This window comes from Mesorhizobium norvegicum (assembly GCF_004919685.1).
GTDB lineage: Bacteria > Pseudomonadota > Alphaproteobacteria > Rhizobiales > Rhizobiaceae > Mesorhizobium > Mesorhizobium norvegicum.
In genome coordinates this window covers 1-13,731 of record NZ_SMYZ01000067.1, presented here as the reverse complement: position 1 = coordinate 13,731, position 13,731 = coordinate 1, and the positions used below count along the sequence as shown (strand labels likewise).

Annotated in this window: 12 protein-coding genes and 3 pseudogenes; 14 read left to right on the top strand and 1 reads right to left on the bottom strand. The window is 61.0% G+C overall.

The window, feature by feature from the left end; translation table 11 throughout:
- Window positions 1-17: 17 nt before the first annotated feature.
- From FCU66_RS27005 to FCU66_RS26990, 5 genes and pseudogenes are all read left to right on the top strand, one after another.
- Window positions 18-650 carry a 3-oxoacyl-[acyl-carrier-protein] synthase III C-terminal domain-containing protein gene (locus FCU66_RS27005; protein ID WP_246094032.1) on the top strand — a complete coding sequence of 211 codons (633 nt, stop codon included), beginning with the start codon at window positions 18-20 and terminating at the stop codon, window positions 648-650.
- A complete protein-coding gene (locus FCU66_RS27000) occupies window positions 647-1,363 on the top strand; it encodes a methyltransferase domain-containing protein (protein WP_136617926.1) in 717 nt (238 codons plus the stop codon). Before FCU66_RS27005 ends, FCU66_RS27000 begins: the two co-directional genes overlap by 4 nt.
- A 2-nt stretch (window positions 1,364-1,365) precedes the next feature.
- Window positions 1,366-2,610 carry an NAD(P)/FAD-dependent oxidoreductase gene (locus FCU66_RS26995; protein WP_136617925.1) on the top strand — a complete coding sequence of 415 codons (1,245 nt, stop codon included), beginning with the start codon at window positions 1,366-1,368 and terminating at the stop codon, window positions 2,608-2,610.
- A 90-nt stretch (window positions 2,611-2,700) separates the two neighbouring features.
- A pseudogene (locus FCU66_RS42110) lies at window positions 2,701-2,826 on the top strand (fructose-6-phosphate aldolase); the annotation flags it as partial.
- A gap of 36 nt (window positions 2,827-2,862) precedes the next feature.
- Window positions 2,863-4,398, top strand: a complete 1,536-nt coding sequence (locus FCU66_RS26990; RefSeq protein ID WP_136617924.1) for an FAD-dependent oxidoreductase — start codon at window positions 2,863-2,865, stop codon at window positions 4,396-4,398.
- A 779-nt stretch (window positions 4,399-5,177) separates the two neighbouring features.
- On the opposite strand, the gene FCU66_RS26980 is transcribed toward FCU66_RS26990, so the two are convergent.
- Entirely contained in the window at window positions 5,178-6,368 is a 1,191-nt protein-coding gene (locus tag FCU66_RS26980) for an NADH-quinone oxidoreductase subunit D (protein WP_136617923.1), read from the bottom strand.
- A 791-nt stretch (window positions 6,369-7,159) separates the two neighbouring features.
- Between FCU66_RS26980 and FCU66_RS26970 the strand changes: the two genes are divergently transcribed.
- The 9 genes and pseudogenes from FCU66_RS26970 (at window position 7,160) to FCU66_RS26930 (ending at window position 13,697) form a co-directional block, all read left to right on the top strand.
- Window positions 7,160-7,957, top strand: a complete 798-nt coding sequence (locus FCU66_RS26970; RefSeq protein ID WP_136621989.1) for a phosphodiesterase — start codon at window positions 7,160-7,162, stop codon at window positions 7,955-7,957.
- 544 nt (window positions 7,958-8,501) lie between these two features.
- Entirely contained in the window at window positions 8,502-9,176 is a 675-nt protein-coding gene (locus FCU66_RS26965) for a protein-L-isoaspartate(D-aspartate) O-methyltransferase (RefSeq protein WP_136621988.1), read from the top strand.
- Between the two features lie 427 nt (window positions 9,177-9,603).
- A pseudogene (locus tag FCU66_RS26960) lies at window positions 9,604-9,729 on the top strand (IS6 family transposase); the annotation flags it as partial.
- Window positions 9,730-10,023: 294 nt separating this feature from the next.
- Entirely contained in the window at window positions 10,024-10,461 is a 438-nt protein-coding gene (locus FCU66_RS26955) for a hypothetical protein (RefSeq protein WP_136621987.1), read from the top strand.
- A 339-nt stretch (window positions 10,462-10,800) separates the two neighbouring features.
- On the top strand, window positions 10,801-11,115 hold the full coding sequence (locus tag FCU66_RS26950) for a co-chaperone GroES (RefSeq protein WP_136621986.1): 315 nt from the start codon (window positions 10,801-10,803) through the stop codon (window positions 11,113-11,115).
- A 50-nt stretch (window positions 11,116-11,165) separates the two neighbouring features.
- Window positions 11,166-12,800: a chaperonin GroEL gene (gene groL, locus FCU66_RS26945; protein WP_136621985.1), complete on the top strand. Its 1,635-nt coding sequence runs from the start codon at window positions 11,166-11,168 to the stop codon at window positions 12,798-12,800.
- 43 nt (window positions 12,801-12,843) lie between these two features.
- Window positions 12,844-12,918: pseudogene (locus tag FCU66_RS43000) on the top strand (NADH-quinone oxidoreductase subunit D-related protein); the annotation flags it as partial.
- 51 nt (window positions 12,919-12,969) lie between these two features.
- Entirely contained in the window at window positions 12,970-13,335 is a 366-nt protein-coding gene (locus FCU66_RS26935; RefSeq protein WP_136621984.1) for a 4a-hydroxytetrahydrobiopterin dehydratase, read from the top strand.
- A 35-nt stretch (window positions 13,336-13,370) separates the two neighbouring features.
- On the top strand, window positions 13,371-13,697 hold the full coding sequence (locus FCU66_RS26930; RefSeq protein ID WP_095199207.1) for an antibiotic biosynthesis monooxygenase family protein: 327 nt from the start codon (window positions 13,371-13,373) through the stop codon (window positions 13,695-13,697).
- Window positions 13,698-13,731 lie beyond the last annotated feature (34 nt).

Genomic DNA, 13,731 nt, shown 5'->3' with positions numbered 1-13,731 from the left:
ACGAACTGGCTCTGGCAGTGAAATGGACCTGCCTGTCTTACGGACATTTCATCGCCTCCGCTTTGTGCGCCCTTTTTCCTGGGGCCGCTGGCGCGGCACCGGCGCGCCGGAAACGGCACCTCTCGCCGGGGGCGGCGGTCCCGCGTCCCGCGCTGGAAAAGCTGCTGTCCTTCTGCCTCTGGGGCGACGGTTGCGCGGCCGCACTTGTCACCGCCGAGCCGCCCGGCATCGAGCTCGACAGGTTTCATTGCACCGTCGCCGACGAGGGGCGGGATCTGATGAGGTGGGACATTGGCGACCACGGCTTCGATATGGTTCTTTCCGGCCAGGTGCCGGCCGCGGTTCATGAGACTTTGCGGAGCAACCAGGGCGCCATCTTCGGCGACCGGCCAACCGAAGCGATCGATCTCTGGGCCGTACACCCCGGCGGACGTTCGATTCTCGACGCCGTCGAAAGGGCGCTGAACCTTGCGCCCGCTGCGCTAGAGTCGTCGCGCGAGATGCTACGCCGATACGGCAACATGTCGTCGGCCACCGTAATGTTTGTTCTGGAAAACATGCTGAAGGCGCCGTCCGGACTGCTCGGCTGCGGCATGTCGTTCGGACCCGGATTGACGGCTGAAACCATGCTTTTTCGAACCGTATCATGAAGGCGCTCAGCCAACGCAGCCTCGTCCCGGAAATCCTTGACGGGCTTGCGGCCGACGATCCTCGGGCGCTTGCCTCGCGCCGTGACCTCCGTTGTATCAATACGTTGATGTTTAAGGCGCCGATCAAGGCGTCATTGTTCAGGAAATTCGTGCCGAGGCCGCCGGGCCGCATATTGGAAATCGGCGCCGGGGACGGCACCTTTATGCTCAAGCTCGCGCGGCGAATGGCACGATACTGGCATAAGGTCGAGCTGACGATGCTCGATCGCGTCGACCTCGTCACCCCTGAGCTCTCAGCGGATTTCGACAGGCTGGGATGGAAGCTCGAAGGCATCACGGCCGACGTCTTCGACTGGGCGGAAACGTCAGGCGGCGGGCCTTTCGACGCGATCACTGTCAATCTGTTCCTGCATCATTTCAACGATGCCGAACTTGTGCGTCTATTTTCACTGCTGGCGTGGAAAGCCCCGCTGCTCCTGGCGACGGAACCGCTGAGGGCAAGGTTCGCGCTGGCCGCGACCCGTCTTCTCCCGGCGATCGGCGCCAACGACGTCACCCGACATGATGCCGCCCAGAGCGTGCGCGCTGGCTTTCGTGGCAGAGAGCTTTCCGACCTCTGGCTTGCGGCCAACGGCAAGCCGCTCGAGGAGCGGCGTGCCGGTCCCTTTTCGCACGTCTTCGTCGGCGCCGGCGCCCATGCCGGCTCGAGATGACCATGAGGCGACCATCCACCCACGACGCGATTGTCATCGGCGCTGGCCCGGCAGGCACTTCGCTCGGGCTGGTGCTGGCCCGGCGCGGATGGGCCGTGGCGATCGTGGAAAAGAGCGTGTTCCCGCGCCGCAAGGTGTGCGGCGAATACATCTCGGCAAGCAATCTGGCGCTTCTCGACCGGCTGGAGATCGGCGACGCCTGGCGCGCCAATGCCGGTCCCGAAATCCGCCGTGTGGGCTTCTTTTCCGGTCAGACCAACGTCGAGGCGCCGATGCCCGGGGCGAAATATGGGCCAGAAGATGGCTTTGGTCGGGCGCTGGGCCGGGACATCCTGGACTTTCTGCTGCTGCAGGCGGCGCGATCGGCAGGCGCCGAAATCTTCCAGCCTTGCCGCGCCGTCGCCATCGACCAGGATGGCGATATGCAAGCGGTGCGAATTCAGGCAAGAGATGAGAATTCCCGGGACGAAGCGACAATCTTGCGGGCTCCGGTGATCGTCGCCGCGCATGGTTCCTGGGACCCGGGCACACTACCAAGCCAGCTCGAAAAGGCCAGCCTCTCGTCGGACCTGCTCGGCTTCAAGGCGCACTTCACAGGGTCTTCACTCGCGCCTGATCTGATGCCTCTGCTGACATTTCCCGGCGGCTACGGCGGCATGGTCTTCGCCGATCATGGCCGCATGTCAATCTCATGCTGCAAAAGGCGTGACATGCTCGCGCGGCTGCGCAGGGACCGTGGTTTCGAACATGATGGCATTAAACAGGATGGCAATCTTTCGGCCGCTGACGCGGTTTTCCGCCATCTCATGGCTTCTTGCCGCGGCGTGAGTGATGCACTGGATGGAGCCCGCCTCGACGGTCCGTGGCTTGCAGCCGGCCCGATCCGGCCTGGCATCCGCGCCTGCTATGAAAGGGATATCTTCCGAGTCGGCAATGCCGCCGGGGAGTCTCATCCGATCATCGCCGAAGGCATCTCGATGGCGCTTCAGTCCAGCTGGCTGCTGGCCACGGAATTCGCGGGAGCGCCAAGCGGCCGGGCAGGGCGCGAAATTGCTGGCAGACGCTACCGAGCGGCCTGGAGAGGATTGTTTTCGACGCGGGTCTACGCAGCTGCAGCCATCGCCCGAATGGCCCTCAGCCCCGGTGGCGCAGCATTGATGGGGGCGGCTGTCCGGAATTTCCCGCAAGCACTGACACTGGGCGCGCATATGAGCGGCAAGACTAGGGCGATCCCCGGTCTTAGATGACCGGCGCTGCGGCGCTTCGCCTCCACGCACAGCATCGCCCGAACCAGGTTTTGGAACATTCCACCGAAGCCCCGCATTCTACTTATGGTTCGGGCTTTTCTCGCAGGCGCTGATGTCGCGACCGTGCCGCCAGCGGTGCTTAGAAAGCCGCTATGCAGCCAAGGGCCTGCGTCCTTTCTCGCCGACTGGAGTAAAACTGGCCAAGCGATCCTATGATTGCCCCGTTGCCGCGGGTCGCAAAGGGAGAAGAAGATGGCCGAAGACCACATCAAACCGAGCGGACCGGATCTGGTCCAGGGCATCGCGCTATCCGACCTTCCCGATGGCGGAAAGCTCGTCGGCCATTGTGGCGAGGAACAGGTCTTGTTGGTGCGCCGCAGCACTGAGGTCTTCGCCATCGGCGCGACATGCACACACTACGGCGGGCCGCTCGTTGACGGTGTTGTGGTGGAGAATACCGTTCGGTGTCCGTGGCATCACGCGTGCTTCGATTTGCGAACAGGCGAGGCCTTGCGCGCCCCCGCCTTTAATCCACTCGCTTGCTGGTCGGTGGAGCTGCGCGATGACCGGATATTCGTAGGGGAGAAACGCAAACGGACGGCTCCGAGGCGGCGTGATGGAAGCTCTGGCCAGGTTCCAGAGAAAATCGTCATTGTCGGCGGCGGAGCGGCTGGTTTCGCAGCGGCCGAAAAATTGCGGCGCGAACGCTATCAAGGCAGCATCGTCATGTTCAGCAACGACGAAGCGCCGCCCGTTGATCGTCCCAATCTTTCCAAGGAGTACCTCGCCGGCAAAGCACCGGCGGATTGGGTTCCGCTGCGTGGGGAAAGCTTTTATTCAAAGAACGACATCGACCTGCGTCTCAATGCGAACGTCGCCAGTATCGATGCAGGTTCTGGTGAGGTTGTACTCGCGGACGGGTCCCGGACTCCCTACGACAGGCTGCTGCTTGCGACCGGAGCCGAACCGGTTCGCCTGACCATACCCGGCGCCGACCAGCCACACGTTCACACGCTGCGCTCGCTCGCAGATTGCATGGCGATCATCGAGCGAGCCACGACTGCCCGCGGCGCCATTGTGCTTGGCGCCAGTTTCATTAGCCTGGAAGTTGCCGCGGCCCTGCGCTCGCGCGATATCGACGTTCATGTCGTGGCGCCAGGTAAGCGGCCCATGGAGCGTGTCCTGGGTCCGCAGATGGGCGATTTCATCCGCGCCCTCCATGAGGAGAATGGTGTCGTGTTCCATCTCGAGGACACTGCGATCAGCATTGACGGCAGGAAGGTGAAACTCAGCAGCGGTGTTACCTTGTCGGCGGATTTCGTCGTCGCCGGCATCGGCGTGCGACCGCGGATCGGGCTCGCCGAAAAGGCTGGCCTTAGCCTTGATCGCGGTGTCGTGGTGAACGCCTTTCTGGAGACGAGCGCACCGGAGATCTTCGCGGCTGGCGACATTGCCCGGTGGCCAGATCCACACACTGGCGAGAACATTCGGGTCGAGCATTGGGTGGTTGCAGAGAGGCAGGGACAAACTGCAGCACTCAACATGCTCGGCCATCGCGAGAAATTCGTCGCGGTGCCGTTCTTTTGGAGCCAGCATTACGATGTACCCATCAACTATGTCGGCCATGCCGGGCAATGGGACGAGATCGCGGTCGATGGAGACATTGGTGCCAAGGATTGTCTTGTGCGTTTTAAACGCAATGGACGTACACTGGCTGTCGCTTCGATCTTCCGCGACATCGAAAGTCTAAAGGCCGAGGTCGAAATGGAGCGCCAGATCGCGACTTAGCGAAACGCCCTCGGGAGGGAATGCCGCGTCCTAGTGAGCAAAATCGAGGTCTGGCGAAGAAAAAGCGGCGGCTCCCGCGGGCCGAACGAAACATATGCTGCCGATCCCTCAAAACTAACCCAGAGCCCTCCATCAGGATGCGGATCGCGACCGCGCCGAGCGGATTTGGCTTGGTGATCCCAAGCCTCCATTGAGGGAACGCGCTGTCTCGCTCGCTATCGAGAAGGGCGAAGTTCGGACAAAAGACCTGACCGACATCCGGCATTATCCGGCATTCCTCGCTGCTACCTCGGCCGCACGTGCGAGGCGGGTTATTTGCTCATGAAGGCGGGCTATGGGCGCTACCGCGGTGGGAGTTCCTCAAAGCGGCTTCGAGGCACGATACGAACTGATCTTTGGGGGCCAGTTGTCGATGAGAGCCGGAGAAGGAAACCGAGTTCCGACTTGGGATGGTGCTGCCGGCTCTGTGAAACTCGGGTTCGGTGGTCGGTCCCAGTGTTGGAGCTGTTGCTTGTTCGCATCTTTGATAACGCAATCAATGAGCTCTGTCTTGCCCGCTCGCTCCCGCAGTGTCCTCGAAAAAGCAGTTAGGTTCGCATGCTTGATCAGGCTCCAACGCTCTCAACGCCAGCAGACTGGCTGCATGGATCCACCTGACAAAGCCCGAGGCCGCCCTTTTGCGACCGCGAAGGGTCACTGCATCGGAAACATTCCGCGCAGCCCTTCCAAACATGTCCCTTCGGATGCACGTCGAAAAGATTGTATGATTGCAACTCGGCTTAACGATCGATCTCTCCGAACACGATGTCGAGCGAACCAATGATCGCGGAGACATCGGCGATCATGTGGCCCCGACACAAGAAATCCATTGCCTGCAGATGGGCGAAGGAGGGTGCTCGGATCTTGCACCGGTACGGAACATTGCTGCCATCGGAAACCAGATAGACGCCGAATTCTCCCTTTGGCGCCTCCACGGCGGCGTAGACTTCACCGGCCGGCACATGAATCCCTTCGGTATAAAGTTTGAAATGATGGATCGTCGCTTCCATCGAGCGTTTCATCTCGGCACGCGACGGTGGCGTGATCTTTTGATTTGGAAGTGCGACCGGGCCCCGGCCTTCCGGCGACCGTAATTTTTCCAGGCATTGCTTCATGATCCGCACCGACTGGCGCATTTCCTCCATGCGGACGAGATAGCGGTCATAGCAGTCCCCGTTCTTGCCGATGGGAATGTCGAAATCCATCTCGGGGTAACATTCATATGGCTGCGCCTTGCGCAAATCCCAGGCCGCGCCCGATCCGCGTATCATCACGCCGGAGAAGCCCCAAGCCCAGGCATCGTCAAGACCGATCACGCCGATATCGACGTTGCGTTGCTTGAAGATGCGGTTGTCTGTGAGCAGCACTTCGAGATTGTCGCAGACCTTGAGGAACGGGTCACAGAAATCCCAGATGTCGTCCAGAAGCTTCGGAGGCAGATCCTGATGCACGCCGCCGACCCGGAAATAATTCGCGTGCATGCGGGCGCCGGAAGCGCGCTCGTAGAAGACCATCAGCTTCTCGCGCTCGGCAAAACCCCAGAGCGGCGGGGTCAGCGCGCCGATATCCATGGCTTGCGTCGTCACATTGAGAAGGTGCGACAGAAGCCGGCCGATTTCGCAAAAAAGGACACGGATGAGCTTTCCGCGCCTGGGAACCGATATTTCGAGCAGCTTCTCGGCGGCGAGGCAGAATGCATGCTCCTGATTCATTGGCGCGACGTAGTCGAGCCGGTCGAAATAGGGCAGGGCCTGCAGATAGTTCTTGTGCTCTATGAGCTTCTCGGTCCCGCGATGGAGCAGGCCGATATGCGGATCGACGCGCTTGACGACCTCGCCATCGAGTTCAAGCACGAGCCGCAAGACACCATGCGCGGCCGGATGCTGCGGTCCGAAATTGATGGTGAAGTTGCGAATTGCGGCCTCGGCCATGGCAATCCTTCCGGCCTCGTAGTTCGCAGTCGATCTCGAATGCCCGATGCAAAGTGCGGCGCCTGACCGACGATCAAATCAAGTCGTCGTCTGGGCCATCGTCACCGATGTTGGCAGCGACCACATGCGACGAATCCAGCCCGACCGCTACCGACACCGACACCGACACGGCAGGTGGCGTCGCATCGATCGAACTTTGCAGGATATACTACTCTTCAGAGCTCGTTTGGGTAATCACGGCATCGACCTCCGATCTAATTTCCGGAGGCAAATCCTCGATGTCGATGACCGCTACGCTCGTGAAGCCTGGTCACACAAAGTTGGCGGAGCCTGGGTTACATCTTGGGGACGTTGCGCGCCCGGGGATTGAGCGTAAACTGGCGACGCCACGCCGAGTGCCAAAAGGACGGCGATTGTCGTCAGCATGCGCATGATCTTTCCGTTCCCGTTTGCTCAGAGGAGGATCATCTTGATGGCAACAAAGAGTATCCCTTAGTTGTGGCCCTCGGCTGCCACAGATGTGCCCAATGGTGAAAGCCGTGCCTCGGAGCTGTTGCCTTGGACATGTAAATCGTGAGACCGGTAATTTTGCTGGNNCCAGCAAAATTACCGGTCTCCCCCCGAGGATGGGCCGAACGCCTTGCCAGGAAACTCAAGCTCCGATGAGATAGCAGGGCTCCGAAAGCTCACGGCTTCGGAGCAGGTAAGGTACCGATCCGCATCGGCGCCACTCCATTCACCGCGCGGGCGCCAACCGGCCCCCGGTTATCCCTCCACTTGGACTTCTTTCCATGCTCGTTGCTCAGATTAGCGACTTCCATGTCCATCCCGTTGGCCAAATGGTATATGCTGGCATCGACACCAATGCCATGACGCGGCGCGCCATTGCCACGATCGCTGCCCTGGACCCTGTTCCCGATTGCGTCCTCGTCACGGGCGATCTTGCCGATAGCGGGGGCCTGGACGAGTACGCTCTCGTGGTTGATATCTTGTCCCGCCTGGCAATGCCGGTATTCGTCATTCCGGGCAATCACGACCGGCGCGAGACGATGCGCGACGGCCTCGCCGCGGCCTATCCCTATCTGCGCCAAGCTGAGGATTTTCTGCATTACGTTGTCGAGGATTTTCCAGTTCGGCTCATCGGCCTCGACACGGTGGTGCCGGGAAAGGTCGGCGGTGCTATCTGCGCCGCACGAGCGGCTTGGTTTGCCGATCGTCTCGCTGAAGGCGACGGTCGCCCGACGCTGGTCTTCATGCATCACCCACCCTTCGTTACCGGTGTCAGCGGGATGGACGCGACGATGTGCCGAACCGACAGCGCATTCGCGGGGCTTGTCGAAAGCCATCCTGAAATTGAATGCGTGGTCGCTGGCCATCACCATCGCCCCATCACCCGTCGCTGGGCCGGCACGGTCGGCTTCGTTGTGCCCGGAGTGGCGCATCAGCTGGCGCTTGATCTTCGCCCGGGCCAGCCCATCCGATTTATCCTCGAGCCTCCTGGCTTTGCGCTCCACGCCTGGTCGCCCGAGACCGGCTTGGTCTCGCATGTCGCGCCAATCGGCGACTACGGACCGAGTCGCGATTTTTAGCCTTATTCCGGTTGTCCGTGGAAGCTCGAGAAATGAGCCGCTACTGCTGGCCTCGGCGAAAGCGGAGGCCGGAACGCGCATCCAAACAGCGCAGTAGTGACGGTCCGGAGGCGGCGTAAATGCAACGGAAGCGCCGCGCCGGCTGTGCCGGCGTTCGCCCTCGCCTCGCCTGCAGCGCGAATAGCGCTGCTGGCTCGCCCAGGTTCGGTCATCGTCAATCACCAGATCACGCACGATCAGCACGGGAAGGAGCCGGTGAGCGACAGCGCAGGGTTCGGCGTCGTTTTGGCCTTCGGCCTATTGGTGCTCAACTGGCTGGCGATCCGCTATATCGGTGTTGTCGCCTGGCTGGCGAGCTTCTGATGCGCACGCCGTTCCACCCCCGGTGCGAGGAACGGGAGAGCACCAAGGACGGCGACGAGATAGCAGGGCGGTACAACCCGCCCCAACCGAAGCCGCGTTCTCGACGACATGGTTACTGTGACAAGACGAACAGGGTATAAGGCTATCAGGCAGCAGACTGGTTGAGGAACGCCCCACCGTCATGAAGCCGATGAACGAAGAGCACCTCGCGGTTCTACGCAGGCACATGGTCGAGGTGATTGCAATCCATGCCGACCTTGCAAGCGAAGAACTCGGCAAGGCGACGCTCGATGAGCGGGTGATGGCAGCGATGCGGCGGGTGCCGCGGCATCGCTTCGTGCCAGCCCCGTTTGCGCCTTATGCCTACGAGGACATGCCGTTGCCGATCGGCTTCGACAAAACCGTCTCGCAGCCCTTCATCGTCGCTCTCATGACCGATCTCCTTGCTCCCCAACCGCACGAGGCAGTGCTGGAGATCGGCACCGGCCTGGGCTACCAAGCCGCAATCCTCGCGGAACTCGCCGGGCAAGTTTGGAGCGTCGAAATCATCGAAGAATTCGCAAGCTATGCCGAGTCTCTCCTGCAGGGCCTCGGCTCCTCCAATGTCGGCATTCGTGTCGGAGACGGGTCTCGTGGCTGGCCTGAGCACGCCCCATTCGACAAGATCCTGGTCACGGTGGCGGCTGAGCCGACGCCGCCGGCTTTGCTTGAGCAGCTCAAGCCAGGGGGACGCCTGATTCTGCCTGTGGGATCTGAAAAAGTACAGTTGCTGACTGTCATCGACAAGGATGCGGCAGGGCAACTCAAGACTCGGAAACTCATCCCAGTTCGGTTCAGTCGGCTCGAAACGGTCTAATGAGGGGTGCGGCTGCGCGGAGCCGTGCTGGAAGATCAGGATAACGCGCGCCGCATCGATCACACGGGTGCTGGATGGCATCGCCGATCTTTTGACATCCATGCGCAACGCTACTCGTCGAGCACGCCTGCAGCCGCCGGTCGCGCCGCTGGCGATCATGCCGGCGCGGTCGTATTGCGCGTTTCTCAAAGACCCTTATCCAGCCTGTTTGCCTACCAGAGGGCAAATGGGTCGCTCATCTCTAAAGGTCGAAGGAAGGGACCCCTGATTGGCTGTTTCGCTGGTTCGGCTACCATCCTGACGACGCACAGCCTGGACCGTTTTTGAGACGGCTTCCGCTCAACTTGTTGGACGGACCGGTCCTTGGATCGAGCGCAATCCGCAACACTCCGCCATCGGGCCGGGTAACTTCGATAATGGTTTCGACACGGACAAACTGCGATCCTACGGAGTAGCCAGGCGCCAGGTCATGCCGGAAGTCGTACACTGGAGCCACAAGGGCCCCAACGACCGGGCGGAGAACTCGCATCGGCCCGGCCTTCGGCGGTTTCGAAGCTAAACTGCCACTCCCTTGATCCCTCTGCCCCGGCCAGCAATGGAGCCGGGGCACTCCAGTACAGACTCTGCCCATCGATCGGCACGGACTCCAGACCGACATCGTCGAACAGCCGCGCATTTGACCGCGTTCGCCAAATTATGGCCGGATCTTTGCGAAGCCTCCACATCTGCGTGAACGAAGCCCTCCAGGCATCATCGTGATTGGACTTCACGATCCGTTGGAGTCACGCTGGCTGCAGGCATAAGAAGGATATGGGTGGACCAACTATCGTCCGAATAGGAGGCCAACATGAAGCACCAAACGATCGAGCAACTGCAGATCGTCGCCGAAATAGATCAGGCCTACCCGCGCCAGACCATGTCGCGCAGCGAACGTCTTGAACGCTGGGCGGAGCTCCTCGAACGGAACCCTGACCGGCGCCTCTCGACGCTGCCTCAGACTGAGTACCAGCCGGCTAATGCGCGCGCGATCATGCGCGGTCACGACACGCCGATTTCGATCGCTTTCGAGGATCCTGTCCTGCGCGCCGCCGGGTTGGAAAACGACAACTACGGCGAAGCGAAGCGGTTCTTCGAGCTGACCGACAGGCAATTGCATGAGATCATCTGCTATTGCCATTTCGGCGCGACGGTGAACGCCGCAACGGCCGCCCGTCACATCCGTGCGGCGATTGCAGGGAGACAGCCCGGCATGTTCGCTCGGATGCGTGAGGCGTTCGTCGGATAAGCCGGCGCCGTTTCGCAGCATCATTTTTGAAGCGGCTCGCAAGGAAAGCCTCCGCCGCAGCGCAGGCAACCGCTCCCCAAGCGGGAAGGCTGCGTTGCATGAAGGATGGTGCGGTCATGATTATCCAAGGTTCTTTTCGAGAGCGGCGTCGAGGTCTGCTGGGCTGAGCTGCACCATCTGTTGCGCCGAACTCTGCAGGGCGATTGCCGGCAGGTGAATGAACGCGCCGACGCGTCGCCAGGCAAGCCTGGAAAATTTGGCACTCCTATCATTCGAGTGCCAAAGGGGCTATGTTAAGTGTTGCAGTCGCTCTATGTGCGGCGGCAGAAAGAACCCCCAATGAAATTCCGACCACTCCACGACCGCGTCGTCATTCGGCGCGCTGAAGGCGACAACAAATCCAAGGGCGGAATCATCATTCCCGACACCGCCAAGGAAAAGCCTCAGGAAGGCGAAGTGATCGCCGTCGGCCCGGGCTCGCGCGATGAGAGCGGCAAGCTGATCGCGCTCGACGTCAAGGCCGGCGATCTCATCCTGTTCGGCAAATGGTCCGGCACGGAGGTCAAGATCGACGGCGAGGATCTCCTGATCATGAAGGAGAGCGACATTATGGGCATCGTCGAGAAGACCAAAGCGGCCAAGAAAGCCGCCTGACCGGGCGATTTGCGCTCTCCTAATTTCTAGACTGAACTGGACGTAAAATCATGTCTGCCAAGGAAATCAAATTCGCTACCGATGCCCGCGACCGGATGCTGCGCGGTGTCGAGATCCTCAACAATGCCGTGAAGGTGACGCTCGGCCCCAAAGGCCGCAATGTCATCATTGACCGCGCCTATGGCGCGCCGCGCATGACCAAGGACGGGGTCGCCGTCGCTAAGGAAATCGAGCTTTCCGACAAGTTCGAGAACATGGGCGCGCAAATGGTGCGCGAAGTGGCCTCGAAGACCAACGACCTTGCCGGTGACGGCACCACCACCGCCACGGTGCTGGCCGCTTCCATCCTGCGCGAGGGCGCCAAATTCGTTGCCGCGGGCATGAACCCGATGGATCTCAAGCGCGGCATCGATCTTGCTGTGGCTGCCGTGGTGAAGGACGTTCAAGCCCGGGCCAGGAAAGTCAAATCTTCGGACGAGATCGCCCAGGTTGGCACGATAGCCGCCAATGGCGACGCGTCGGTCGGCGCAATGATCGCCAAGGCGATGAACAAGGTCGGCAATGAGGGCGTGATCACCGTCGAGGAGGCCAAGACCGCCGAGACCGAACTCGATGTCGTCGAAGGCATGCAATTCGACCGTGGCTATCTTTCTCCCTATTTCGTCACCAATGCCGACAAGATGCGCGCGGAGCTGGAGGACCCCTACATCCTCATTCACGAGAAGAAACTCGGAAATCTGCAGGCGATGCTGCCGATCCTCGAAGCCGTGGTGCAAAGCGGCAAGCCGCTGCTGATCATCTCCGAGGACGTCGAAGGCGAGGCGCTCGCCACCCTGGTCGTCAACAAATTGCGCGGCGGCCTCAAGGTCGCGGCCGTCAAGGCGCCGGGCTTCGGCGATCGCCGCAAGGCGATGCTGGAAGACATCGCCGTGCTCACCGCCGGCCAGATGATTTCCGAGGATCTCGGCATCAAGCTGGAGAACGTCACCATCGACATGCTCGGCCGCGCCAAGCGCGCGCTGATCGAAAAGGACACGACCACGATCATCGACGGCGCCGGCGAAAAAGCCACCATCCAGGCGCGTGTCCAGCAGATCAAGTTGCAGATCGAGGAGACCACCTCGGATTACGACAAGGAGAAACTCCAGGAGCGGCTGGCGAAGCTGGCTGGCGGCGTTGCCGTCATTCGCGTCGGCGGTGCGACCGAGACGGAAGTCAAGGAAAAGAAGGACCGCATCGACGACGCGCTGAACGCCACGCGTGCGGCGGTGGAAGAAGGCATCGTGCCCGGAGGCGGTGTGGCGCTGCTGCGCGCCAGGTCGGCGCTTAACGGGCTGACGGGAGCCAATGCCGATGTGACGGCCGGCATTTCGATCGTGCTGAGGGCGCTCGAGGCGCCGATCCGCCAGATCGCCGAGAATTCCGGCGTCGAAGGCTCGATCGTCGTTGGGAAACTCATGGACAGCAAGGATCACAATCAAGGTTTCGATGCTCAGACCGAACTCTACGTCGACATGATCAAGGCCGGTATCGTCGACCCCGCCAAGGTCGTTCGCACGGCCCTGCAGGATGCCGGTTCCATCGCGGCCCTGCTGATCACCGCTGAAGCAATGATCGCGGACATTCCGCAGAAGGATGCGCCCGCTATGGGTGGCACAGGAGGTATGGGCGGAATGGACTACTGAGCGGCGCCTGAAAACTATAGCCAGGACGCCGGAAGGCCAGCGACGCGGGCACATGCGAGCCGATATCTCGGCGATCATCGGTTCGCTCGACATCGTGTTCGGGGAGATCGATCGGTAGGCGCTCGTCGCTGTCGTTTTTGCTGCCAAAAATCGTCTTGGAGACAAGAACATGACCGACACTCTTGCCGAGAAAACATGTACGCCTTGTCGCGGCGGCGTCCCGCCGCTCACGCGTGATGAAGCCCAACGCTTCCAGGCACAGGCTCCAGATTGGGAGCTGGGTGACGATGCCCACCGCATCCAACGGAGCTTTCGATGCCGCAATTTCCGGGACGCGCTCACCCTTGTTCAGGAGATCGGTGAGCTCGCCGAAACCGAAGGCCATCACCCCGACATCAGCTTCGGCTGGGGTTATGTGACGGTTTCCCTGAGCACCAAGAAGATCAAAGGACTGCACGAGAACGATTTCATCATGGCGAGCAAGATCGATCGGGTGCTCGATCGCTCGGGCCGGCCCGTCGACCGCCAGCAGTGACACGGCAAATCCATCGCCAATCTAGCGAGGTTTCCATGACACAGATCCGAACCGACAACCAACCCGTCACCCAAATCACAATCGTCGATTCTGAACCGGACAAGCAGGCCGAGGCATTGTCCGTCATGACCGAGCGGGCGCGCTTTATGGCGCGCCAGCCTGGCTTCATCTCAATCAGCCTGCATCGCAGCCTCGACGGGCGGCGCATCGTCAACTACGTCCAATGGCAGAATCGCGATCTCTTGCGATCGGCTCATCAATCGCCGGAATTCCGGAAGGAGTGGGGTCATTTCGATCAGTTGACGGACGAGATCGATCCCAATCTGTACGAGGTAGCCCAAGTGATAGATAGTGGTCAGTAGGCGTGCCGCCCACATGACCTGAACCGCCGGGTCG

Excerpts from the sequence above, each read along its gene's own strand:
- FCU66_RS27000 (WP_136617926.1), top strand. The coding sequence starts at position 647 with ATGAAGGCGCTCAGCCAACGCAGCCTCGTCCCGGAAATCCTTGACGGG.
- FCU66_RS26995 (WP_136617925.1), top strand. The coding sequence starts at position 1,366 with ATGAGGCGACCATCCACCCACGACGCGATTGTCATCGGCGCTGGCCCG.
- FCU66_RS26990 (WP_136617924.1), top strand. The coding sequence starts at position 2,863 with ATGGCCGAAGACCACATCAAACCGAGCGGACCGGATCTGGTCCAGGGC.
- FCU66_RS26980 (WP_136617923.1), bottom strand. The coding sequence starts at position 6,368 with ATGGCCGAGGCCGCAATTCGCAACTTCACCATCAATTTCGGACCGCAG.
- FCU66_RS26970 (WP_136621989.1), top strand. The coding sequence starts at position 7,160 with ATGCTCGTTGCTCAGATTAGCGACTTCCATGTCCATCCCGTTGGCCAA.
- FCU66_RS26965 (WP_136621988.1), top strand. The coding sequence starts at position 8,502 with ATGAAGCCGATGAACGAAGAGCACCTCGCGGTTCTACGCAGGCACATG.
- FCU66_RS26955 (WP_136621987.1), top strand. The coding sequence starts at position 10,024 with ATGAAGCACCAAACGATCGAGCAACTGCAGATCGTCGCCGAAATAGAT.
- FCU66_RS26950 (WP_136621986.1), top strand. The coding sequence starts at position 10,801 with ATGAAATTCCGACCACTCCACGACCGCGTCGTCATTCGGCGCGCTGAA.
- groL (WP_136621985.1), top strand. The coding sequence starts at position 11,166 with ATGTCTGCCAAGGAAATCAAATTCGCTACCGATGCCCGCGACCGGATG.
- FCU66_RS26935 (WP_136621984.1), top strand. The coding sequence starts at position 12,970 with ATGACCGACACTCTTGCCGAGAAAACATGTACGCCTTGTCGCGGCGGC.
- FCU66_RS26930 (WP_095199207.1), top strand. The coding sequence starts at position 13,371 with ATGACACAGATCCGAACCGACAACCAACCCGTCACCCAAATCACAATC.